This is a genomic window from Rossellomorea vietnamensis, assembly GCF_001305855.1.
Lineage (GTDB): Bacteria > Bacillota > Bacilli > Bacillales > Bacillaceae_B > Rossellomorea > Rossellomorea vietnamensis_A.
In genome coordinates this window covers 158,290-182,709 of record NZ_LIXZ01000001.1, presented here as the reverse complement: position 1 = coordinate 182,709, position 24,420 = coordinate 158,290, and the positions used below count along the sequence as shown (strand labels likewise).

At 42.5% G+C, this 24,420-nt stretch carries 24 protein-coding genes and 1 other annotated feature; all 24 genes read left to right on the top strand.

What is annotated here, in order from left to right:
* Positions 1-5: 5 nt before the first annotated feature.
* The 24 genes from AM506_RS00880 to AM506_RS00765 all read left to right on the top strand — a co-directional run bounded on the left by AM506_RS00880 (position 6) and on the right by AM506_RS00765 (position 24,315).
* Complete coding sequence (locus AM506_RS00880) at positions 6-1,925, top strand: stage V sporulation protein D (protein WP_235576012.1); 1,920 nt, start codon at positions 6-8, stop codon at positions 1,923-1,925.
* Between the two features lie 206 nt (positions 1,926-2,131).
* On the top strand, positions 2,132-3,592 hold the full coding sequence (locus tag AM506_RS00875) for a UDP-N-acetylmuramoyl-L-alanyl-D-glutamate--2,6-diaminopimelate ligase (RefSeq protein WP_060669883.1): 1,461 nt from the start codon (positions 2,132-2,134) through the stop codon (positions 3,590-3,592).
* Positions 3,593-3,594: 2 nt separating this feature from the next.
* Positions 3,595-4,017 carry a hypothetical protein gene (locus tag AM506_RS00870; protein WP_060669881.1) on the top strand — a complete coding sequence of 141 codons (423 nt, stop codon included), beginning with the start codon at positions 3,595-3,597 and terminating at the stop codon, positions 4,015-4,017.
* Between the two features lie 2 nt (positions 4,018-4,019).
* Complete coding sequence (gene mraY / locus AM506_RS00865; RefSeq protein ID WP_034755857.1) at positions 4,020-4,994, top strand: phospho-N-acetylmuramoyl-pentapeptide-transferase; 975 nt, start codon at positions 4,020-4,022, stop codon at positions 4,992-4,994.
* Complete coding sequence (murD, locus tag AM506_RS00860; protein ID WP_060669879.1) at positions 4,995-6,344, top strand: UDP-N-acetylmuramoyl-L-alanine--D-glutamate ligase; 1,350 nt, start codon at positions 4,995-4,997, stop codon at positions 6,342-6,344.
* Between the two features lie 113 nt (positions 6,345-6,457).
* Positions 6,458-7,558, top strand: coding sequence for a stage V sporulation protein E (spoVE, locus tag AM506_RS00855; protein ID WP_060669878.1), 1,101 nt, complete (start codon positions 6,458-6,460; stop codon positions 7,556-7,558).
* A 625-nt stretch (positions 7,559-8,183) separates the two neighbouring features.
* Complete coding sequence (locus AM506_RS00850) at positions 8,184-8,969, top strand: cell division protein FtsQ/DivIB (protein WP_060669876.1); 786 nt, start codon at positions 8,184-8,186, stop codon at positions 8,967-8,969.
* Positions 8,944-9,654, top strand: a complete 711-nt coding sequence (locus AM506_RS00845) for a DUF881 domain-containing protein (protein WP_060669874.1) — start codon at positions 8,944-8,946, stop codon at positions 9,652-9,654. The genes AM506_RS00850 and AM506_RS00845 overlap by 26 nt, the downstream gene beginning before the upstream one ends.
* A 63-nt stretch (positions 9,655-9,717) precedes the next feature.
* A complete protein-coding gene (locus AM506_RS00840) occupies positions 9,718-10,446 on the top strand; it encodes a DUF881 domain-containing protein (protein WP_060669872.1) in 729 nt (242 codons plus the stop codon).
* Between the two features lies 1 nt (position 10,447).
* Entirely contained in the window at positions 10,448-10,810 is a 363-nt protein-coding gene (locus AM506_RS00835) for a small basic family protein (protein ID WP_034755840.1), read from the top strand.
* Positions 10,811-10,925: 115 nt separating this feature from the next.
* Positions 10,926-12,224 (top strand): cell division protein FtsA, encoded by a 1,299-nt coding sequence (ftsA, locus tag AM506_RS00830; protein ID WP_060669871.1) that lies wholly within the window; start codon positions 10,926-10,928, stop codon positions 12,222-12,224.
* Positions 12,225-12,265: 41 nt separating this feature from the next.
* Positions 12,266-13,429 carry a cell division protein FtsZ gene (gene ftsZ / locus AM506_RS00825; protein ID WP_060669869.1) on the top strand — a complete coding sequence of 388 codons (1,164 nt, stop codon included), beginning with the start codon at positions 12,266-12,268 and terminating at the stop codon, positions 13,427-13,429.
* A gap of 285 nt (positions 13,430-13,714) precedes the next feature.
* Positions 13,715-14,641, top strand: a complete 927-nt coding sequence (gene spoIIGA, locus AM506_RS00820) for a sigma-E processing peptidase SpoIIGA (RefSeq protein ID WP_060669867.1) — start codon at positions 13,715-13,717, stop codon at positions 14,639-14,641.
* A gap of 53 nt (positions 14,642-14,694) precedes the next feature.
* Positions 14,695-15,414, top strand: coding sequence for an RNA polymerase sporulation sigma factor SigE (gene sigE, locus AM506_RS00815; protein WP_060669865.1), 720 nt, complete (start codon positions 14,695-14,697; stop codon positions 15,412-15,414).
* A gap of 199 nt (positions 15,415-15,613) precedes the next feature.
* Positions 15,614-16,390: an RNA polymerase sporulation sigma factor SigG gene (gene sigG, locus AM506_RS00810; RefSeq protein ID WP_060669863.1), complete on the top strand. Its 777-nt coding sequence runs from the start codon at positions 15,614-15,616 to the stop codon at positions 16,388-16,390.
* Positions 16,391-16,676: 286 nt separating this feature from the next.
* Positions 16,677-16,964: a YlmC/YmxH family sporulation protein gene (locus AM506_RS00805; RefSeq protein ID WP_060669862.1), complete on the top strand. Its 288-nt coding sequence runs from the start codon at positions 16,677-16,679 to the stop codon at positions 16,962-16,964.
* 51 nt (positions 16,965-17,015) lie between these two features.
* Positions 17,016-17,837 carry a peptidoglycan editing factor PgeF gene (gene pgeF / locus AM506_RS00800; protein WP_082386187.1) on the top strand — a complete coding sequence of 274 codons (822 nt, stop codon included), beginning with the start codon at positions 17,016-17,018 and terminating at the stop codon, positions 17,835-17,837.
* A 1-nt stretch (position 17,838) separates the two neighbouring features.
* Positions 17,839-18,513: a YggS family pyridoxal phosphate-dependent enzyme gene (locus AM506_RS00795; protein ID WP_060669859.1), complete on the top strand. Its 675-nt coding sequence runs from the start codon at positions 17,839-17,841 to the stop codon at positions 18,511-18,513.
* Between the two features lie 16 nt (positions 18,514-18,529).
* Positions 18,530-18,973, top strand: a complete 444-nt coding sequence (locus tag AM506_RS00790) for a cell division protein SepF (protein WP_060669857.1) — start codon at positions 18,530-18,532, stop codon at positions 18,971-18,973.
* Positions 18,974-18,981: 8 nt separating this feature from the next.
* Positions 18,982-19,245, top strand: coding sequence for a YggT family protein (locus AM506_RS00785; protein ID WP_060669855.1), 264 nt, complete (start codon positions 18,982-18,984; stop codon positions 19,243-19,245).
* A gap of 99 nt (positions 19,246-19,344) precedes the next feature.
* Entirely contained in the window at positions 19,345-20,115 is a 771-nt protein-coding gene (locus tag AM506_RS00780) for an RNA-binding protein (protein ID WP_060669853.1), read from the top strand.
* A gap of 89 nt (positions 20,116-20,204) precedes the next feature.
* Positions 20,205-20,720 (top strand): DivIVA domain-containing protein, encoded by a 516-nt coding sequence (locus tag AM506_RS00775; protein ID WP_034755815.1) that lies wholly within the window; start codon positions 20,205-20,207, stop codon positions 20,718-20,720.
* 48 nt (positions 20,721-20,768) lie between these two features.
* Positions 20,769-21,002 (top strand) — a binding site (T-box leader).
* A gap of 116 nt (positions 21,003-21,118) precedes the next feature.
* Positions 21,119-23,890, top strand: a complete 2,772-nt coding sequence (ileS, locus tag AM506_RS00770; protein ID WP_060669851.1) for an isoleucine--tRNA ligase — start codon at positions 21,119-21,121, stop codon at positions 23,888-23,890.
* Between the two features lie 143 nt (positions 23,891-24,033).
* Positions 24,034-24,315 (top strand): hypothetical protein, encoded by a 282-nt coding sequence (locus AM506_RS00765; RefSeq protein WP_060669849.1) that lies wholly within the window; start codon positions 24,034-24,036, stop codon positions 24,313-24,315.
* Positions 24,316-24,420: the final 105 nt, after the last annotated feature.

The following is a 24,420-nucleotide window of genomic DNA, read 5'->3' as shown; positions in this document are numbered from 1 at the left end:
CATTTGTGAAAAGAGTATCCAATGTAACAGTAAGGAAGAGATTGGCAGTAGCGCTTGTAGTAGGGGTCCTTATTTTCTCCATCATAGATATCAGGCTGGGGTATGTTCAGTTTTTTAAAGGGGACTGGCTTACCGGTTTGGCAAAAGACTCCTGGAGTCGAAATATCCCATTTCAACCTGAGAGAGGGAAAATAGTAGACCGAAATGGAGTGGAACTCGCCGGGAATCAAAGTGCACCGACGATATTTGTCGTTCCGCGGCAAATTACGGATCCTCAGGGGACAGCGGATAAACTGGCGGCGGTTCTTAATATTTCAGTGGAGTCTGCATATAAATATGTAACACAGAAAGCCAATATGGTGTTGATAAAGGAAGCAAGGAAGATCTCGTATGAGAAAGCGAAAGAAGTAAGGGATTTAAACTTAAAGGGTGTGTATTTAGGGGAGGATTCTAAGCGTTATTATCCATATGGAAGTTATTTATCCCATGTACTCGGCTTCGCCGGAATCGATAATCAAGGGCTTATGGGGCTGGAACTTTCGTATGATGAAGAGCTTAGTGGAGATAAGGGGTATGTGAAATTTTTCTCCGATGCCAAAGGAAAGAGAATGCCTGATATGGCAGATGACTTTGAAAAACCCGAGAATGGGCTGGATTTAAAGTTAACGATCGATACCAAGGTACAGACAATCGTTGAGCGTGAATTGGATATCGCAGAGGCGACGTATAATCCGGATGGCATCATTGCCATAGCCATGAACCCTAAGAATGGTGAAATACTGGCCATGTCGAGCAGACCAACATTCGATCCGGCTAACTTCCGCAATGTACCACAGGAGATCTATAATCGGAATCTACCAATTTGGAGCACGTATGAACCGGGTTCTACCTTCAAGATCATTACTCTTGCAGCCGCCCTTGAAGAAAAGAAGGTGGATCTTTATAAAGAGACATTTCATGACCCCGGGCATATCGAAGTGGCGGGGTCGACTCTCCACTGCTGGAAGCGTGGGGGACACGGGACGCAAACATTCCTGGAAGTGGTTCAGAACTCATGTAACCCCGGATTTGTCGAACTGGGTCAAAGGTTGGGGAAAGAAAAATTATTCAGTTATATCCATGATTTTGGATTTGGTGAAAAGACGGGAATTGATCTACAAGGGGAAGGGAAGGGGATTCTCTTTAACCTCGACCGTGTGGGGCCTGTAGAGCAGGCGACAACCGCATTTGGCCAGGGGGTGGCCGTCACCCCAATTCAACAGGTCGCAGCAGTGTCAGCGGCAGTCAACGGAGGAGTACTCTATCAGCCTTATATCGCAAAAGAGCTTATCGACCCTTCAACCGGAGAAGTGGTCATGAGAAAGAGCCCTCAGATTAAGAAAAGGGTCATTTCCGAAGAAACGTCAAAGCAGATTCGTGAAGCGTTGGAGAGTGTCGTGGCCAAAGGAAGCGGAAAGAAAGCGTTTGTTGATGGTTACCGGGTAGGTGGGAAAACGGGGACAGCGCAAAAGGCAAAGGATGGTAAGTACCTGGAAAACAATCATATCGTTTCCTTTATGGGAGTTGCTCCTGCAGATGATCCTCAGATTGTAGTGTATGTCGCTGTCGATAATCCGAAGGGCACGATTCAATTCGGTGGGGTCGTAGCAGCCCCGATCGGAGGAAGTATCATAGGGGATAGTCTGGAGGCCATGGGGGTACCGAAGCGTAAGGGTCAAATTGAAAAAGAGATGACCTGGACCGACACCCCATTGGTTGAAACCCCGGACCTGGTCGGATTGACAAAGAATGAACTGCAGGAACAACTTGTTAATCTGGACCTGGACGTAAGCGGAAGCGGAGAAAAAGTGGTAAGTCAGTCTCCGGACCCGGGAGTGAAAATCAAACAGGGTTCAAAGGTAAGGGTTTATCTATCTGAAGAATAATAGAGGAGCAGGTCTACACAATACTCATTTCATGATATACTTTTTATTTGTGCCGGGGATTTGGATCATTGAATCCCCGGGGTATAAAGTGTCACCACTCGTGACGTTAAAAAGATACCGAACTAAGTTAAAAGGTTGATAGCTTTCATTCATTTTTTTTTGTAAAATATAAAAAGGTTGCTTTCTGCCTGTGAGGAGTTGAAAAGATGAGATTGCACACTTTGCTGGAAGTACTACCGTTTTTCTCAGTACAGGGTGAAGGGAATCCAGCTATTTCAAACATCGCGAACCACCATAAGAAAGTAAAGAATGGTGATTTATTTATCTGTATTAATGGATTGGAGATCGATAGCCACTCTCTTGCGGGAGTGGCCGAGAAGAATGGAGCGGCAGCGATCCTTGCAGAAAGGAAACTGGACGCAGGCGTGCCTGTCATTATTGTTCCAGACACAAAGAAAGCGATGGCTATACTTTCGGACCATTTTTATAAACAGCCTTCCCATCAACTGCTCCTGGTCGGTGTGACGGGGACAAATGGCAAAACAACGACGACACACCTCATCGATCACGTTTTCACCCAGAGTGGGATGAAGACAGGGTTGATTGGAACTCTGCATATCAAAGTGGGGGAGGAGTTGGAGGTCAGTCATAATACGACGCCTGACAGTTTAATCCTTCAGCAGACATTCAGACGATTTTGCGATAAAGGGGTGCGGTCCGCCATCATGGAAGTTTCTTCACATGCTTTGGATCAAGGTCGTGTGCACGGCTGTGACTATGATATTGCTGTGTTTACGAATCTGACACAGGATCATCTTGATTATCACAAAACAATGGAAAACTACCGTAATGCAAAGGGCTTATTGTTTTCTCAATTAGGGAATACTTATTTTAAGAAATCCCCTAAGTATGCCATTATTAATAAGGACGATGATGCAGCGGATTATTTCATCAAATCAACAGCCGCCCATGTCATTACATATGGACTGTCTCCATCAGCTGACTTCCATGCAAAAGATGTGGTGCTTAGGGCAACAGAGTCGGTCTTCACCCTTGTCTCTCCATTTGGGGAACGGGAACTCGTTTTAAAGTATGCAGGGAAGTTTAATGTATACAACGCACTGGCTGCAATAGCCACAGCGTTTGCTGCGGGTATACCAATTGATGAAAGTATAAAGAGTCTTGAAAAAGCCAAAGGGGTCAGGGGACGGTTTGAAACAATTTCAGAAGGTCAGCCCTTTTCGGTCATCGTCGACTATGCCCATACCCCGGATGGCTTGAAAAATGTATTAGAGACCATCCGGACGATTACAAATGGCCAGGTAATAGTAGTGGTCGGGTGTGGAGGGGACAGGGACAGGATCAAGAGGCCGATAATGGCAGAAATAGCCTGTGATTACGGCGATTATGCCATCTTCACTTCTGATAATCCGAGGACAGAAGATCCTGTGGCTATCCTGAAGGATATGAAAGCAGGAGTGGTCGGCAAACAATATCAATTGATCGTTGATCGCAAAGAGGCGATCAAAGAAGCCTTGAGCATTGCGAAACCGGAAGATGTCGTCCTGATTGCCGGGAAAGGACATGAAACCTATCAAATCATAGGTAATCATGTATACGATTTTGATGATCGGGAAGTGGCGAGACACTTCATCAGGGGGATGTAGGAATGCTTCTTTATGATGAAGTTAGAAAAAAGTTTCCTGAAACCAAAGGAATCCGTTTGCCGGGTTTACCCTTTTTAGTAGTTTCAAATTCAACTAGGATGGGAATGGAGAAGGGACTATATATACCTGTCGGTGATGAAGTGGACCTTTTTAGGAGCATTGAAAAAGGAGCGATTGCTTCCCTTTGGCCCAAGGGTGAAGAAATCCCGTCTTATGTCCCCAATCACTTTCCGTTATTCATAGTTGAGGATGTGTACAGGGCATATTTAGACTTACAAGAGAGTTACAAACAAAATTACAATCAAGAAAAGTGGGAAATTATGACGAAGTTTATTTTTAGCAATGAATCTGAACAAAATCAAACAAATGATGTATCTATGAAGGGATCTCTACAGGATCCAACCGATGGAATGGGAGGGGAATGACGATGATGGAACAAGTGATCTTTTTTACCATCATAATGGCGTTTCTCATAACCGTATTGCTTGCCCCCTTGTTCATCCCTTTCCTTAGAAGGTTGAAGTTTGGACAAAGCATCCGGGATGAAGGTCCCGAGTCGCACCAAAAAAAGACCGGTACCCCCACGATGGGCGGGATCGTGTTCTTAGTATCCATTGTCATCACCACATTTGTGATGACCGGTAAATACTCAGAACCTGGTCCTGAAACGTATTTAATGATCCTCGTGACGGTCGGATTTGGTTTATTGGGTTTCCTTGATGATTTTATTAAAGTCGTGATGAAAAGGAATCTGGGTTTGACCTCCAAGCAGAAGCTGCTGGGACAGATTGTCATATCGGTGATATTTTATCTTATCTTTAAACAGAACGACTTTCCGACCACGGTTTCGATACCGTTAACGGATATCTCGTTTGAATTAGGCTGGTTTTATTGCTTATTCATTATTTTTTGGCTTGTTGGATTTTCAAACGCCGTCAATTTGACGGATGGTCTCGATGGTTTGGTGTCCGGAACGAGTGCCATTGCATTTGGTGCACTGGCTGTACTTGCGTGGAGCCAATCCCAGTATGATGTTGCCATCTTCGGAGTAGCCGTGGTGGGGGCGGTTCTTGGCTTCCTCGTCTTCAATGCCCATCCAGCCAAAGTATTCATGGGTGATACCGGCTCACTTGCACTCGGAGGCGCGATCGCTACGATTGCTATTTTAACCAAGCTTGAAATCATTTTAATCCTTATCGGGGGAGTATTCGTCATTGAGACTCTTTCTGTCATCCTACAGGTGGCAAGCTTCAAAACAACCGGAAAACGCATTTTCAAAATGAGCCCATTGCACCACCATTATGAGTTGGTCGGATGGTCGGAGTGGCGTGTCGTCGTCACTTTTTGGACTGTGGGATTACTTTTTGCCGTTTTAGGAATCTATATCGAGGTGTGGTTATAAGTGAAAAACATTACGAAATTCAAACATAAAAAAGTACTGGTATTAGGGCTGGCAAAAAGTGGGGTAAGTGCTGCCTCTCTCCTACATAAGTTAGAAGCATTCGTTACGGTCAATGACCAAAAGCCTTTGTCGGAAAATCCCGAAGCACAGGGTCTTCTTCAGGAAGGGATTAAAGTCATATGCGGAAGTCATCCCATCGAGCTTCTGGATGAAGGTTTTCAATATGTCGTTAAGAATCCGGGTATCCCCTATCATAACCCATTGATAAAAAAAGCAATGGAGAAGAATATACCCGTTTTAACAGAAGTCGAGCTCGCTTATTTAATTTCCGAAGCGGAAATGATCGGGATCACGGGAACCAATGGAAAAACAACCACCACGACACTGTTATTCGAAATGTTAAAAGAGGATAATCAGAAGCCTCTTATCGCGGGAAATATCGGAACCGTTGCTTCTGAAGTAGCCCAGAATGCGAAAGAGGATGAAAAGATGGTAGTGGAACTTTCTTCTTTCCAGCTGATGGGGGTAGAGGACTTCGCTCCGCACATTGCCATTATTACAAATTTATATGATGCCCATCTTGATTACCATGGGGACTTGAGCGAATACTGGAAAGCGAAATCCAATATTACAAAAAATCAAACGGAAAATGACTATTTAATCATTAACGGAGATCAAGAGCATGTTCAGGAGGCGGTCAGCTTTACAAAAGCCCAGGTAATTCGCTTCTCAACCGAAAAGGAAATAGAAGGCGGTGCCTATATTAAGGATCGTGCGATTTATTTCAAGGACGAAAAAGTGGTTGAATTATCCTCCATCGTCCTTCCGGGTGCTCATAATCTTGAAAATATCCTATGTGCCGTTGCTGCCTGTAAATTATATGGAGTTTCAAATGATAGCATCAGAAAGGTATTGAGTACGTTTGGGGGAGTGAAGCATCGTACTCAATTCGTTCGGGAATTGAATGGGATTAAATTTTACAATGATTCTAAAGCAACGAACAGCCTGGCCACCAAAAGTGCGCTTAAAGCATTTGAATCCCCTACTATATTGCTTGCAGGAGGTTTGGATCGTGGAAATGAGTTTGATGACCTGATTCCATTTCTCGTAAACGTCAAAACATTGATCACCTTTGGAGAAACATCTGAGAAGTTCGTGGAAACAGGGAAAAAGGCAGGGATACAAACGATTATACCTGTCGATAATGTAGAAAAGGCGGTTCCGGCTGCTTATGAGCATGCACAGGAAGGGGATATCGTTTTATTGTCCCCTGCATGTGCAAGTTGGGATCAATACCGTACTTTTGAACAACGCGGTGACATTTTTATCGAGGCCGTGCATAAGCTTTAATAAGGGCTTGTCCATATAGAGCATCCATACTTACACAACCAGTCATTCAATCCGGGATCAGTAGTTTTCTTTGCTCGAACGGCTCTAAATTTGTCTATTCGAGGTGTTTAGGATTGCCTTTAAAAAAATCGACTCCCGATTTTATACTCATTGTGGTTACACTCACTTTGCTTGCGATTGGACTGGTCATGGTATACAGTGCGAGTGCTGTATGGGCAGATTACAAATTTAATGACTCCTTTTTCTTTGCAAAAAGACAGGTGCTCTTTGCGGGTGTAGGGCTGTTCGCGATGTTTTTCATTATGAACGTAGAGTACTGGACGTGGAGAAATTGGTCAAAGATCATCATCATCATTTGCTTCGTCCTCCTTGTACTCGTTCTAATACCCGGGATAGGGGTGCTCCGGAATGGTTCAAGGAGCTGGATCGGAGTAGGCGCCTTTTCAATTCAGCCTTCGGAGTTTATGAAACTCGCCATGATCGCTTTTCTATCAAAGTATTTATCTGAGAACCAAAAGTATATTACTTCTTTTAGAAAAGGAGTCCTTCCGGCACTTTTACTGGTGTTTACAGCATTTGGAATGATCATGCTTCAGCCGGACTTGGGGACGGGTACCGTCATGGTGGGGACTTCTGTTGTGATGATCTTTATATCGGGCGCACGGATTAAACATTTCGTAGGGCTCGGCATGATCGGTTTATTGGGATTTGTAGGACTCGTCATTTCTGCGCCTTACCGGATTAAACGGATTACATCCTTTTTAGATCCCTGGCAGGATCCGCTCAATAGCGGTTTTCAAATCATTCAGTCCCTGTATGCCATCGGGCCTGGTGGATTATTCGGATTAGGTCTCGGACAGAGCAGACAGAAGTTCTTTTATTTACCGGAACCTCAAAACGACTTTATATTTGCTATTTTAGCAGAGGAACTTGGATTTATAGGGGGAACCCTGGTGTTGATCCTGTTTTCATTGATTTTGTGGAGAGGGATCAGGATCGCATTGGGTGCACCTGATTTATTTGGAAGCTTCCTGGCTTTAGGGATCGTTTCCATGATTGCGATCCAGGTGATGATCAATGTAGGGGTAGTGACGGGGCTTATGCCCGTAACCGGGATTACACTTCCATTCTTGAGCTACGGGGGATCTTCTTTGACCCTCATGCTGATGGCTGTAGGGGTCTTGTTGAATATAAGCCGCTATTCAAGGAATTAATGATTCATAATAAGAGATTGACATAAGAAAAATGGCAGGAAGAGAATGGTGAACAAGGATCTCACCACTTCTTCCCATTTTCTCAGTCGGTCTCTTTTTTTTTGAAATAAAACCAAGAAAAACCTTCTGTTATATGAAATAAGGATAGGATATTTGCGTTTTCGATGTTACAATAAATTACATATACGTAATTCATTTTTATCATACCTTTTCAAAATAAAGGAGAGTTTGTTACTTTTGTTAACCAAAACTTTTACAATTCAATGACATGCATTCATAATGCATCAATTGTTGTTTAAAATAGGGTTCAAGAGTGAAATACATAGGATGGCCATTCTTTTGGAAAGTGAATGAAAGTACATATACGAAAAGCGGTATGGACAATCCATCATAGGGTGACAGTAGGTCAATTCTCCAAAAATAGGCCATTAACCCTGCATCACTCATTTTTTTTGCCTTCAAAAAGGCATATGGCAGAAAATAACGTTCTGTTCCTCTTTTAACATGTTATTCCTTCGTATAGAATAGAAGGTATCCCAATGTAAAGAGTACTTTCATTATAAGACATGACGAGTTCAACTCACTCATGACATAATGAATTCAAAGTGAAATTGAGGAGAACGAAATGAAAAAAGAAAATGTTGTTTCCCTTGAAGATCGTATTCCTAAACTAAAACAACACCGAAAAAAGAAAGCAAACCGCAGGCTCCTGTTTTTACTTTCTTTATTCTTTCTGATGATACTGTCGGTTGTATACTTTCAATCGCCTTTGAGTCATGTAAACACAGTGTCCGTTCACGGGAATGAACTTATATCAAATAAGACGGTTCTTCAAAAAAGTGGAATTGACAAAGGTATGAATGTATGGAGTGTAAGCAAAGAGAAAACGGTCGAGCAATTAAAGAAGCTTCCTGAAGTAAAGGATGCGAAAGTGAAATTATCCTTTCCGAATTCATTCGAAATAACGGTTCAAGAATTTGATAAGAAAGCGTATCTCTCAAAAGGGAATAAATTTTTTGTCATTTTGGAAAATGGGAAGGTCTTGGATAAAGGGACCGGATCGATTCCTGTGGATGCACCTTTATTGAGGGGATTCGAAGAGGACAAGGTCCTGGTCAAAATGGTGAACGAATTAGAAGAACTTCCGAAAGAAGTGCAGCATCTCATCTCAGAGATCAACCTGGTTCCGAAGAAAACAGACAAATATCACTTGACGCTATTTATGAATGATGGGTTCGAAGTGAGTGCAACCATTCGAAGCTTCTCAGAAAAGATGGTGCATTATCCTTCGATCGTCAGCCAATTGGACCCTTCAGTAAAAGGGGTCATTGACTTAGAGGTCGGTTCTTATTTCAGAGCATACGAAACGGAAGGTGAACAAACGAATGAAGAGGATGAAGGTGAGAGGTAAGCACGTGGTCCTCTCTCTTGTATGTCTGGTTTTGGGTTTCATCCTTGCTTTTTCATTCAGTCTGGCCAATACAGAACAAAAAGAGCTCGGGAGCCGGACAAACGGGCAGTGGAAACAGGAAGAAACGTTAAGAGATCAAATCCTCGAGTACCAGCAGAAGAATAATCGTCTGCAGGAAAAACTTTATGAGAAACAGGAGAAGGTCGGCAATATGGAGAAGGAATTCTCCAAAGAAAAGCAAATTTATTTCAACCTGGCAGAGGATGCTGAGAAGTACCGTATGTACTTAGGTAAAACGAAAGTGAAGGGCCCGGGGGTAACGGTCACGTTGTCCGATGAGAAATATGACCCGGAGGAAGAAAACGCAAATAATTATATTGTCCATGAACACCATGTCTTTAAGGTGATTAATGAATTATATATAGCAGGTGCCTCTGCGGTTGCCATCAACGGACAAAGACTTAAGCATGATTCATACATACTGTGTAACGGTCCGGTCATCCAGATTGATGGCATCGAGTACCCTGCCCCGTTCAAAATTACGGCAATCGGAGATCCGGAAGTGTTGTCCTCCGCCATGAATATCACAGGAGGGGTGAAGGATCAGTTGGTGAATGAAAATATCATATTTGAGATGAAAAAAGAAAATTCGGTCATCCTCGAACCCACCATTGGCGAATCATGAGCCTGCTCCCATTGAAATAATCGATACAGGCGAGGGTCAGGTCCCGAAAGTAAGGTGCAATAAATGGACAACAAACTTAAAATCAGCTTTACCGTCATTACGGTCATCATCGGGTTTATGATTGCCATTCAGTTCCAGACTGTCAAGGAGCCAGTTGTCCGGGATACCAGAGATATCTGGGAATTGAGGGAAGCGCTTCTGAAAGAAAAGGAAGTCAACTCTAACCTTTTATCAGAAACGCGTTCTGTAGAAGCGAAGCTGGAACAATACAAGACCGAGCAGCAATCAAGCCCCGAGCAGGCATTAAAGCAAACGTTAGAGGAATTGAAGACTGAAATGGGGCTCACAGAAAAAACGGGTCCGGGTCTTATCCTCACGATCGAGCCATCAATGGAGGAAATCCTCCTGGGTGAAAAAGTTCAGAACGTCTCGCCGGAACTTTTGGAGAGGCTTGTAAATGAACTGAATCAATATGATGCAGTCGATATCGCGATTGACGGGCATCGACTGATCAATACCTCAGTTATCCGGGATATTAATGGAGAAACGAAGGTGGACGGTAATTCAATAAAAAGAATACCGTTTGAAGTGAGAGTGTTGACCAAGGATGTAAAGGCAGCCCAGGACCTGTATAACCGCATGCAGGTTTCAAGATCTGTTGAAGACTTTTTTATCGATAACCTCCGGGTCAGTATTTCCAAGCCTTTAGAAAAGCTCACAGTTCCAGAATATAAAGATACGATCCGGATCCGTTTTATGGAACCGGTTAAGGAAAGAGGAGGGAACGAATAATATGTGGCTTCCCGTTCTAGGGTTGCTAGTAGGGGTCGTCCTCGGGCTCCTGACAGATATTAGAATTCCAGAAGAGTATTCAAATTATCTATCGATTGCGGTTCTCGCCGCATTGGATACATTATTTGGCGGTATTCGTGCCCACCTCCAAAATATTTATGATGACAAGGTCTTTGTTTCTGGATTCTTTTTCAATATTTTACTAGCAGCAAGTTTAGCTTTTCTGGGCGTACATCTTGGTGTAGACTTATATTTGGCGGCTGTTTTTGCTTTTGGGGTAAGATTATTCCAAAACATAGCAGTGATTAGAAGAATAATGATTAGCAATTGGTCAAATAATCAAGAAAAAAGAGAAAAAAATTAGAATTTTAAAAGGGAATCGTTTTTGTTACGACGAATATCATATTAAGATATACTTAGAATAATGTTTTTCTAGGATTGTTGTTCCAAATAAACATTCTTTAAGGAGGTGCCATAGAGTGAACAGCAATGAAATTTACGTTAGCCTAGACATCGGTACATCCACAGTGAAAGTAATCATTGGTGAAATGACAAATGATTCCTTAAACATAATCGGTGTAGGAAATGTGAACTCAGAAGGAATCAGAAAAGGTTCCATCGTAGATATAGACGAAACTGTTCATACAATCAAGAAGGCAGTTGAACAAGCTGAGAGGATGGTCGGTTTATCTATAAGCCAGGTCATCGTAGGTATAACAGGAAACCATGTGTCACTTCAATCCTGTCATGGTGTGGTGGCAGTGTCGAGTGACAACAGGGAGATCGGCGATGAAGACGTTCTAAGAGTAATGGATGCAGCGCAGGTTGTATCGATTCCTCCAGAAAGGGAAATCATCAATGTAATCCCAAGACAGTTCATCGTTGATGGATTGGATGAGATTACAGATCCCCGGGGTATGATCGGTGTTCGACTTGAAATGGAAGGCACCATTATTACGGGATCTAAGACGATTTTACATAATACTCTCCGTTGTGTAGAAAAAGCCGGCCTTGAAATTGTCGACATCGTCCTTCAGCCCCTGGCCGCAGGTACGGTTGCTTTATCAAAGGATGAAAAGAACCTTGGAGCTGCCTTGATCGACATAGGTGGCGGTTCTACGACGATAGCCGTTTTCGAACAGGGACACCTGAAGGCAACAACCGTGCTACCCGTAGGAGGGGAGCATATCACGAAAGATCTGTCGATTGGACTACGGACATCAACGGATGATGCAGAGAAAATCAAAACAAAATATGGACATGCATTTTATGACCATGCGTCAGAAGATGAAGTGTTCAGCGTGCCAATTATTGGCAGTGATCAACATCAGCAATTTAATCAATTAGAAATTTCTGATATCATAGAAGCAAGGCTTGAAGAGATCCTGGACCTCATCAGCCACGAGCTGAAACGATTAGGAATCAGGGACCTGCCAGGTGGATATGTTCTAACTGGTGGTGTAGCAAATCTTCCAGGTGTGTTAGAATTAGCACAAATCGTTTTCCAAAATCGTGTACGTGTGGCGATTCCTGATTATATTGGTGTACGGGAACCCCAGTATACGACAGCAGTTGGATTGATTAAATACGCTCAAAAGAATGCTAGATTGCAAGGAAGATCTGTAAGCGCGGAACCAGTGGCTGTAGAGGCTGCTGAGAAGCGTCAATCAAAACCTGTGAATAAAAAGCCTAAGCCTGCAAAGGTAAAAGAAGAAGAACATGAAGATGAAAAGGCCATGTCAAAAGTGAAAAAGTTCTTTGGATACTTCTTTGAATAAATAAAGGAATCCATAGATTCGACGAGTTAGGAGGATTTGTCATGTTGGAGTTTGATACAAATTTAGATTCATTAGCAACAATAAAAGTTATTGGTGTCGGTGGCGGAGGAAACAACGCCGTAAACCGCATGATCGAGCACGGCGTACAAGGTGTTGAATTTATCGCTGTAAACACAGATGCACAGGCTTTGAATCTATCAAAAGCTGAAATAAAGATGCAAATCGGTGGCAAATTAACCAGGGGATTAGGAGCAGGCGCAAATCCTGAAGTAGGTAAAAAAGCTGCTGAAGAGAGTAAAGAGCAGATTGAAGAGGCACTTAGAGGAGCGGATATGGTCTTTGTCACTGCCGGAATGGGTGGGGGAACCGGTACTGGTGCAGCTCCGGTTATTGCCCAAATTGCCCGCGAAATCGGCGCATTGACTGTCGGTGTCGTGACAAGACCGTTTACATTTGAAGGCAGAAAGCGTTCAAATCAGGCAAGCGGTGGAATCGCAGCAATGAAAGAAGGCGTGGACACGCTTATTGTCATACCAAACGATCGCCTTCTGGAAATCGTAGATAAGAGTACTCCGATGCTTGAAGCTTTCCGTGAAGCTGATAATGTTCTCCGTCAAGGTGTACAAGGTATCTCGGATCTTATCGCTACACCTGGTCTGATCAACCTGGACTTTGCAGATGTTAAGACGATCATGTCTAACAAAGGTTCAGCCCTGATGGGTATCGGTGCAGCATCCGGGGAGAATCGTGCAACTGAAGCGGCGAAAAAGGCAGTTTCAAGTCCTCTGCTTGAGACATCCATCGATGGGGCGCAAGGCGTCCTGATGAACATCACTGGTGGGACTTCATTAAGCCTTTACGAAGTTCAGGAAGCTGCTGATATCGTAGCTTCTGCATCGGATCAAGAGGTCAATATGATCTTTGGTTCAGTCATCAACGAAGATTTAAAAGATGATATCATTGTTACCGTCATTGCAACCGGGTTCAATGAAGAGGTCATTCAACCTCCTAAACAAACCCGACCGACTTTCGGTGGAATGAAACCAAATCAAAGTGCTAACCCAAGCCAACCGGTGAAACGTGAACAGCCTAAACGTGAAGAGCAGCCTCAACAGCAAGAGCCTGTGAGAACCTCCTCGAATCAAGGCGCTGAGGAAACATTGGACATTCCAACCTTCCTTCGCAATAGAAACCGTCGTCGTTAATATTGAATAAAAATAAGAATCCCCCAAGGCTTCATGCCTTGGGGGATTCTTATTTTTATTCGATTTTCTTTTCCCAGCACTAAAAAATGCATTCCGAAAAAACTATATTTTAGTGGTATTTATGCATACATATTTAATGACATTTTTCGTTCATATCTCCGAAAACTTTTCCATGGGAGCATACAAAAAATGACAACCTTTAAAAAGGATGTACGATATACTTCTGATAAGTCATTCCGGTCTTTAACAGAATCGAATTGTGAGATGTTAAAAGGAGGGTAGAGATTGACTTTATACTTGGATGTTATTTGGTTGTTGAATCTGTTAGTAGACTTTTTCTTATTATGGTTAACAGGAATCATCTTAAAGAGACAATACGCCCTCTGGAGAATAGGTATCGGAAGTCTGATAGGCTCTGTCATTATTCTCCTCGCCTTTTCACCAATTGCTCACTTTGCAGGAAACCCCTTAGTCAAGTTATTATTCTCCGTCGTCATGGTGTATTCAGCTTTTGGCTATAGAAGATTGCGCTATTATATATCAAATCTTCTTATGTTTTATTTCGTCACCTTTTTTACGGGTGGAATATTAATTGGGACTCATTATTTTATCAGCTTCGATCCAAGCAGGGAATCATCCATGCTGCTTGCAAGCATACGCGGATTTGGTGACCCGATAAGCTGGGTGTTTGTGATGCTCGCCCTGCCCCTTGCCTGGTATTTTTCTAAGGGGAGGGTGGATAGTATCGAACATGTGAAGCTCCAATATGATCAGCTCCTGAAAGTCAGGATCCAGATTGACGATTTCCATTGTACGGTAAGCGGTCTTGTGGACAGTGGGAATCAACTTCAGGATCCCATATCAAAAAACCCCGTCATGATTCTATCCATTGCTGGAATCGAGGGTGAGATTCCGGATGAGATGAAGGCACTTTGTCATGATGTTGATGAAATTTTTTCAGGTGAGAGACAGATCGATACCCGCTGGTCTGACAGGATGCGTATCGTCCCGGCACAATCGGTAGGAAGAAGCAGTCAGCTTCTCGCAGCGATAAAGCCAGATTCATTGGTACTCAGTGATCATGAAGCGGAATGGACCATACCAAATGGCTTAGTCGCCTTTAGAGAAGAACCCTTATCGGCGGATGGGAATTTCGGGGCGATCATCCATCCGAAAATGGCTTCAAGAAAACCTGTGCTTAACGTTTCGTAAATCAATTATTACTACTATACTCACAATTCAAAGAAATAGAAGGGGGAGCAACAATGAAAAAATTCAAATTCAAATTTTTATATTATTGGTACAAACTGTTAATCAAGCTTGGCCTGAAGACAGATGAAATTTACTACATAGGTGGTAGTGAAGCCCTCCCTCCACCGTTGACAAAAGAAGAGGAAGAAGTCCTCCTCAATAAATTGCCTAAAGGTGACAAGGCAGCACGATCCTTATTGATAGAACGTAATTTAAGACTGGTTGTATATATAGCGCGGAAGTTTGAAAACACAGGCATCAATATAGAAGATCTGATCAGTATCGGCACCATCGGCCTTATTAAAGCAGTCAACACCTTCAATCCAGAGAAAAAAATCAAGTTGGCGACCTATGCGTCAAGGTGTATAGAGAATGAAATTCTTATGTATTTAAGAAGGAATAACAAAATACGTTCAGAAGTCTCATTTGACGAACCCCTTAATATCGATTGGGATGGTAATGAATTGCTGTTATCAGATGTCCTTGGGACGGATGAAGATATCATTACAAAAGACCTAGAAGCAACAGTGGATAAAAAATTACTCTTTAATGCCTTGCATCAGCTTTCAGAACGTGAGAAACAAATTATGGAGCTTCGCTTCGGTTTGATGGGGGAGGAGGAAAAAACCCAGAAAGACGTAGCCGATATGCTTGGGATTTCCCAGTCTTATATTTCCCGATTGGAAAAAAGGATTATTAAGCGATTGAAGAAGGAATTTAATAAAATGGTTTGACATGTAAAGCTGACTTTTTCAATTGAAAAGGTCAGCTTTTTAATGTGGCCAAGAATGAAAAAATTTTTAGCCTATTTTAATCAGTTATCGTAAGGGATTCGGAACGTACCCGCCACTGCTTGTCACAATGAAATGCATATTTTTCCTCTTCAAGGAAATACTGAATTTTGTACAGCAGCTCCTACAAGGAGGGGAAAGAATGACACGTAATAAAGTCGAGATTTGTGGTGTGGATACGTCCAAATTGCCAGTGCTCAAAAATGATGAAATGAGAATTTTATTCAAGGAAATGCAAGCAGGTGATATCTCCGCTAGAGAAAAGCTGGTCAACGGAAATTTGCGCCTCGTCTTAAGTGTAATTCAACGCTTTAATAACCGTGGTGAGTATGTTGATGATTTATTTCAAGTAGGGTGTATCGGATTAATGAAATCCATCGATAATTTTGACTTGGGTCAAAACGTTCGATTCTCTACATACGCGGTTCCGATGATCATTGGGGAAATCCGTCGCTATTTGAGGGACAATAACCCAATAAGGGTATCCCGTTCACTCCGGGATATTGCGTACAAAGCTCTGCAAGTAAGGGAGAAATTAATGGGGGAGACATCCAAGGAGCCGACGGCAGAAGAAATTGCCAAAGTTCTTGATGTATCTCACGAAGAAATCGTATTCGCACTGGATGCCATACAAGACCCCGTTTCGCTTTTTGAACCCATCTATAATGATGGAGGAGATCCGATATTCGTTATGGATCAACTGAGCGACGAAAAGAATCGCGATTTCCACTGGATTGAAGAAATTGCCCTTCAAGAAGGAATGAGACGATTAAATGATCGTGAGAAACTCATTATAAGCAAACGCTTCTTTCAAGGAAAAACCCAAATGGAAGTCGCAGACGAAATCGGCATCTCCCAAGCCCAAGTATCAAGACTGGAAAAAGCAGCAATCAAACAAATGAACAAAAATATTCAGTGAAACGAAAAGCGGAAGGGCTTTGCCCAGAGGCGACAAGCATAAGACGAACCATCCGGAAAGGCGCACTTTGCCTTTTTGGATGGTTTGACTTATGACCTCGAGCCTCTAAGCCCTGGAGCTGGACATCGAAAAGGATAGAAAAAAGGCAGATTTCCCTCGGGAAGGTCTGCCTTTTTTCTATGCTGCATACAATGATAATATCCACTTTTAAAAGGTAAAGAGTATGCCTGTATGCATTTAAAATGATGAACCGATCAGAATTCAACATGAAAAGAGGGTGAAGAATTTGGTGCGTATATCAGAATTCCAGGTGAAGGATGTTGTCAGTATTTCAGATGGGCGGAAACTGGGGAATATCGGTGATATTGAGATCAACCTGGATACCGGAAGAATCGAGGCAATCGTGATCGGGAGCGGAGGGAAGATATTAGGTTTTTTTGGCAAGGAAGAAGATATCGTGATCCCATGGAGCAGTATCGTAAAGATAGGGGAAGACGTGATTTTGGTAAGATATAAAGACAACCATTACATTCAAGGACAGCTTCAGGAACCGAAACAATCCCCCGACACATGACGAATCTTAACCTACTATGGTACACTAAATAAAAAACGAGGGAGATTCACTGTGTCTAAAGAGCCTTTTATAACAGAGACAAATTCAAATTACTCCATTGGAACATGGACGAAGGAAAACCCGGAACTGGTCGCAGGCATCACCACAAATCGTGGAGGAATAAGTGAAGGACCTTTTCATTCATTCAATATGGGCCTTCATGTGGGAGACAAGGAATCATCAGTCATTCATAACCGCAAACTTCTGGCATCCGGTCTCGATATGCCTCTTGATAGCTTTGTGGCTGCTGAACAGACACATGGAAAGAATATCTCTTATGTGGACTTTGAAGACAGAGGAAAAGGTGCAGAGAACTATCATAACAGCATTAAAGATACCGACGGATTCTTGACAGGGGAAAGAAACCTTCTGTTAACGATGTGTTATGCAGATTGTGTCCCCCTTTATTTCCTGGACAGGGCGACTGGCACAATCGGGCTGGCACATGCCGGATGGAAGGGGACGGTCCTTGAAATAGGACCGAAAATGGTCGGTGCGTTTATCGGGCGAGGCTCCTCCATATCTTCTTTAGAAGTGGTGATCGGACCTTCCATATGTAAAGATTGCTATATTGTGGATGATTATGTGATTGATAAAGTGAAAAAAACACTAGAAGATGAAAACGACTTACCCTATAATTTAAAGGAAGAGGGACAGTACAACCTTGATCTGAAGAAGTTAAATCACCAGCTCTTGGTTCAGTCCGGATTACACTCTGATCAAATTCATACTTCCAGTTTTTGTTCGTCCTGTCACGATGAATTTTTCTCTTATAGAAGAGATGGAGGAGAAACGGGAAGGATAATGAGTTATATTGGCTGGAAGGAGAAATAAGATGAAGGTATCTGAAAATATTCAACACATCAATGAAAACATCCAACATGCCTGTGAACGCAGTGGAAGAAGGGCAGAAGACGTAAATGTTGTCGCGGTCACAAAATACGTTTCAATCGACCGCGCCGAAGAGGCAGTTGAAGCAGGACTTCTCCACTTAGGGGAAAACCGGGATGAAGGCCTGATCTCTAAGTGGGATGTTTTAGGGGACAAGGCCCGGTGGCATTTCATCGGTTCCCTGCAATCAAGGAAGGTCAAAAACATCATTGATAAAGTATCATACATACACTCTCTGGATCGTCTGTCATTAGCGAAAGAAATTCATAAAAGAGCGGATAAGCCTGTGTCTTGTTTCGTTCAAGTGAATGTTTCTGGAGAAGAATCCAAACATGGTATTTCTCCAGATGATGTGAAAGAATTTGTCGGCAGTTTAAAAGACTTATCCAATATTAAAGTCGTAGGATTGATGACGATGGCTCCCCATACGGATGATGAATCTTTCTTAAGATCGTGTTTCAGGCAGCTGAAATCCCTTCAGGAAGAAATCCGTTCACTTAATCTTCCATATGCCCCATGTTCGGAGTTATCCATGGGCATGAGCAACGATTATGTGATTGCAATTGAAGAGGGTGCCACATTTATTCGTATTGGAACTGCATTAGTTGGAAATGACTGAGAGGGGATGAATACAAATGGGTATTAAGTCAAAGTTTAAAACGTTCTTTTTGCTGGACGAAGATGAATACGAATATGAAGAAGAAAAGTATGAAGAAGAATACGAGGAGAAAAAGCCCATGAAGTCGCAGCTGTCTAATTCAAAACAAAATGTTGTTAGCCTTCAGAGTGTCCAGAAATCTTCTAAGATGATTCTTGTAGAACCAAGGGTATATGCAGAGGCCCAGGAAATAGCAGACCATCTAAAGAATCGACGCTCTGTACTGGTCAATCTTCAGAGGATACAGCATGACCAGGCGAAGCGAATTGTCGACTTTCTCAGCGGGACGGTGTATGCAATCGGTGGCGACATTCAACGTGTAGGCGATAATATTTTTCTATGCACACCTGACAATGTTGAAGTGAGCGGAAATATTTCTGAGTTCTTAAAAGAGGAAGATTTATCAGACTCGAGGTGGTAATGTAAATTATGGTAATGCTTTATGAAATTTTGTCTAAACTAATCCAAATATATTCCTGGGCGTTAATCATTTATATATTAATGTCCTGGTTCCCGAATGCCAGAGAGACGTCGATCGGACAGTTCCTTGCAAGGATATGCGAACCGTATTTAGAACCATTCAGACGTTTTGTACCATCGATCGGTATGATTGATATTTCGCCGATTGTGGCATTCATTGTGCTGAATCTGGCGCAATCCGGTTTGTACCAATTATTTAGATGGCTTATTTAATCAGGACTATGATAAGGATAGAGGCCTATAAAGGACTGAAACAGGTCAAACAGTTTCGGTCCTTTTATTTTGGGTAAAACACAGAGGGGGGGTGAAAGTATGTCTTCGATCTATCAACATTTCAGGCCGGATGAAAAGGATTTTGTAGATGCGGTACTTGAGTGGAAGCAGACAGTGGAAGATCAATATACGGCGAAACGTACGGACTTTTTGGACCCGAGACAGCAGCACATTGTCGAGTCTATCATTGGTCATAACGATGAAATCATCCTATCATTTTATCCTGAAAACTCGGAACGCAAACGAGCATTATTGTATCCCCTTTATTTTCAGCCAGCGGAAGAAGATTTTGGAATAAGGTTATTTGAAATACAGTACGCTTCGAAGTTTGTTACAATAGAACATAGACAGGTATTAGGGACCTTGATGTCACTTGGGTTAAAAAGGGATAAGTTCGGGGATATCCTGACCGGAGAGGATACGATTCAGCTGATGCTCGCTGATGAAATATCGGATTATGTCCTTATGGAACTGACCCAAATTGGGAAAGCCAAGATTTCTTTAAACCCCATTCCGCTGGAAGAACGCATGGAAAGCCAGGAAGAATGGCAGGAGAAAACGACTACCGTCAGTTCACTGAGGGTGGACGTCGTACTTGCAGCCATCTATAATGATTCCCGCCAAAAGGCTCAAGCCTTGATCAAAAGCGGGCATGTCAAAGTCAATTGGAAAGCAGTTGAAAATCCCTCTTTTGAAGTCGAAGCCTCTGATGTTCTATCCGCCAGAGGATATGGAAGAAGTAAGTTATTGAGCATTGAAGGAAGAACAAAACGGGATAAATGGCGAATCTCTGTGGGGATTCTGAAATAATTTAAGAAAAATAAAGGAATTCTCCCACATACTGTCGAAATTTTAGTTATAATAAATATGTAATTCACCAAGTACTGGAGGTGGCTCCCATGCCTTTAACGCCATTAGACATACATAATAAAGAATTTAGTCGTGGCTTTCGCGGTTATGATGAGGATGAGGTTAACGAATTTTTAGATCAGATTATCAAGGATTATGAGATTCTGATTCGTGAGAAGAAGGAAACGGAAGAACGTTTAAACTCATTGAATGAACGTTTAGGTCATTTTACAAGCATCGAGGAAACGTTAAACAAGTCAATCGTCATTGCTCAAGAAGCAGGGGAAGAAGTCAAGCGGAATGCAATGAAAGAATCAAAGCTGATCATTAAGGAAGCAGAGAAGAATGCCGATCGCATCGTTAATGAATCACTTTCTAAAGCCCGAAAGATTGCCATTGAAATAGAAGAACTCAAGAAGCAGTCAAAGGTTTTCCGTACTCGTTTCAAAATGTTGATCGAAGCGCAGCTTGATCTTCTTGATACAAATGACTGGGATCAGTTAATGGAATTCGATTTGGATGCAACGGATTTAAAAACTTTAAAAGAAGAAGAGACATTGTCTTGACGAAAAGAGCAATATTTTCATATAATTGAACAACAATCTTAATTGTATTAATAAGCAAAGACAGGGACAGTACGTTCTTATAATGAATCCTTTCTAGCGAGTCGGGGACGGTGTGAGCCCGACAAGGAAAGAAGCACGGAAGATCACCCTCGAGCCCTGCTCATGAAATTTCTCTTAAAAGAGTAATGAGTGGCGATTTATTCACGTTACGAATCAACAAGTGAAGACCCTTTTCGGTCTTTATGAGGGTGGTACCGCGGGAAAAGCTTTCTCGTCCCTATTCAGGGATGAGAAAGCTTTTTTTATTTCTTCACAAAGGAAAGTTCACCCTGCCTGATTAAGAAATGAAGGATATAGAAATGATGGCAATTAAGAGAAACGATAAGGAGGATGATTTCATGGAATATAAAGATACATTATTGATGCCGAAAACGGAATTCCCGATGAGGGGGAACTTACCGAAGCGTGAACCGGATACACAGAAAAAATGGGAAGAGATGGACATCTATCAAAAGGTACAGGAAAGAACGAGTGATCGTCCTTTATTCATCCTTCACGATGGACCTCCATATGCCAATGGGAATATTCATATGGGTCACGCATTGAACAAGATCCTGAAAGACTTTATCGTACGCTATAAATCCATGAGCGGTTTTCATGCCCCATATGTTCCAGGTTGGGACACTCACGGTTTGCCTATTGAGCAGGCATTAACGAATAAAGGCGTGAAGCGTAAAGAAATGACGATCGCCGAATTCCGTAAATTATGTGAAGAATATGCTTATGAGCAAGTGGATAATCAACGTAAGCAATTTAAGCAATTAGGTGTCCGGGGTGATTGGGAAAACCCGTATATCACATTAAAACCTGAGTATGAAGCACAGCAAATCAAAGTGTTCGGTGATATGGCGAAAAAGGGTTATATCTACAAAGGGAAAAAGCCGGTCTATTGGTCACCATCAAGTGAATCAGCCCTTGCAGAAGCAGAAATCGAGTATCAGGATAAGCGTTCCCCATCCATTTATGTAGGTTTTGCCGTTACAGAAGGCAAGGGTGTCCTTGAAGAAGGAACCCAACTCGTGATCTGGACGACGACACCGTGGACGATCCCTGCGAACCTTGGGATTGCCGTACATGCAGACTTGAATTATGTCGTTGTAAATGTGAAGGAAAACAGCTATGTCGTTGCCGAAGATTTGCTTGAAGATGTAGCAGAGAATCTTGAATGGGAAAACCATTCTGTAGTTAAAAAGATCAAGGGGGAAGAGCTCGAACATATCGTGGCAAAACATCCACTGTACGATCGTGACTCCCTTGTAGTCCTTGGTGAGCATGTGACGACTGATTCAGGTACCGGCTGTGTTCATACAGCTCCAGGGCACGGGGAGGATGACTTCCTTGTAGGGAAGAAATACGGATTGGATGTTTTATGTCCGGTCGACGATAAAGGGGTTATGACTTCAGAAGCTCCGGGGTTTGAAGGTTTATTCTATGATAAGGCAAATAAACCAATCACAGAAAAGCTGCAGGAAGCTGGGGCATTACTGAAATTAAACTTCATCACTCACTCTTACCCACATGACTGGCGCACGAAAAAACCGGTTATTTATAGAGCGACGGCACAATGGTTTGCATCCATCGATAAATTCCGCAAAGAATTACTCCAAGCGGTAAATGAAACAAAATGGATTCCCGCATGGGGTGAAACACGCCTATACAATATGGTCAGAGACCGCGGAGACTGGTGTATTTCCCGTCAACGTGCATGGGGAGTGCCCATCCCGGTATTCTATGCTGAAAATGGTCAGGAGATCATTACAGATGAAACGATCGATCATGTGTCTAAGCTTTTCCGTGACCATGGATCAAATATTTGGTTTGAAAAAGAAGCAAAAGACCTTTTACCTGAAGGGTTTACTCACGAAGGTAGTCCGAATGGGAATTTCACGAAAGAACAGGACATCATGGACGTTTGGTTCGATTCAGGATCTTCCCATCAGGCTGTTCTTGAGGAAAGAGATGACTTGCAGCGCCCTGCAGATCTTTATTTGGAAGGATCCGACCAATATCGCGGTTGGTTCAACTCTTCATTGACAACAGGCGTAGCCGTTACTGGTAAAGCTCCATACAAAGGTGTGTTAAGTCACGGATTCGCTCTTGATGGTGATGGAAGAAAGATGAGTAAATCATTAGGGAATGTCGTTGTTCCAGAAAAGGTAATGAAACAGCTTGGAGCCGATATCCTTCGTCTTTGGGTAGCGTCTGTTGATTATCAGGCAGATGTTCGAGTATCTGATCCGATCTTGAAGCAGGTGGCTGAAGTCTACAGGAAGATTCGTAATACCTATCGTTTCTTGTTGGGGAACCTTTCTGACTTTGACCCTGAAACAGATGCGGTATCCTTTGATGGATTAAGAGAAGTGGATCAATTTATGCTTGTGAAGCTGAATGATCTTGTGAAGAATGTGAAAAATTCATACGATAAATATGAATTCGCAAGCATTTATCACGCAGTCAATAACTTCTGTACCTTGGATTTAAGTTCATTCTACCTCGATTTTGCAAAGGATGTTCTTTATATCGAGTCAGAAAATCACTATGAGCGCAGAGCGATTCAGACCGTATTGTATGAAAGCCTCGTGGCTCTTACAAAACTGATGTCCCCGATTCTTTCTCATACCGCAGATGAGGTTTGGGCATATATCCCGGGTGCAGAGGGCGAAAGTGTCCAGCTGACAGATATGCCTGAAGTACAACAATTCGCAAATGCTGATCAGTTGAAGAAAAAATGGAATACATTCTTAGAATTAAGAGATGATGTTTTAAAAGCCCTTGAGGAAGCACGTAATCAGAAGGTGATCGGTAAGTCATTGACGGCTAAAGTGACCCTATACGTAAATGATGAAACGAAAGCCTTACTCGATTCCATCAAAGAGGACTTAAAACAACTGTTCATTGTCTCTGCATTTGAAATCGGCGGAGCGGTGAACGAGGCTCCGAAGCATGCGTTAAGCCTTGGGGAAAACAACATCGTCGTTGAAAAAGCTGAAGGTGAAACATGTGACCGCTGTTGGGTCGTAACAACAACAGTAGGAGAGGATAAAGATCATCCAACACTTTGCACACGCTGTGCATCCGTTGTGAAAGAAAGCTATTCTCATCTGGCATAGTGGAAACATTAAGGGGTGACCTGTCATTTGGCAGGTCCCTTTTTTTTGTCTTTATACTATGGCCTTTCAAATTCCATAATTGCTATATCTTGCAACACAATATTCAGGGTCAATTCCCCCATACTATAAATGGAGGGATCAAGATGACATATGACCGATACACATCCATTGTAGAAGAGCTTAAACAATCCTTGAAAGAGCTTGAAGCAAGTCAATCTCAACACCCTTTAATACAACGTTATATAGACGAAGAAATCACCGAGGTGAAACAGGCACTGAGTCGTGTCCGTGATAATCAATACGGATATTGTGAATTGAGCGGGCAGGAAATCCCTTTTGATTACATGTTGATGAACCCAACCTGTACGACGATCGAAGATGCATTCGAATGGAGACGGTTTGGAAAGATCTCATCCTATTCGTAGGTTTCTCACGCGTTTCCCTCGTTCTTCCCGAGTTTAAGTGTCTTTATTTCCCCTTTTGTGCTAAAATGCAAAGGTAATCATTTAAAGATGTTCGGAGGTTGCCTT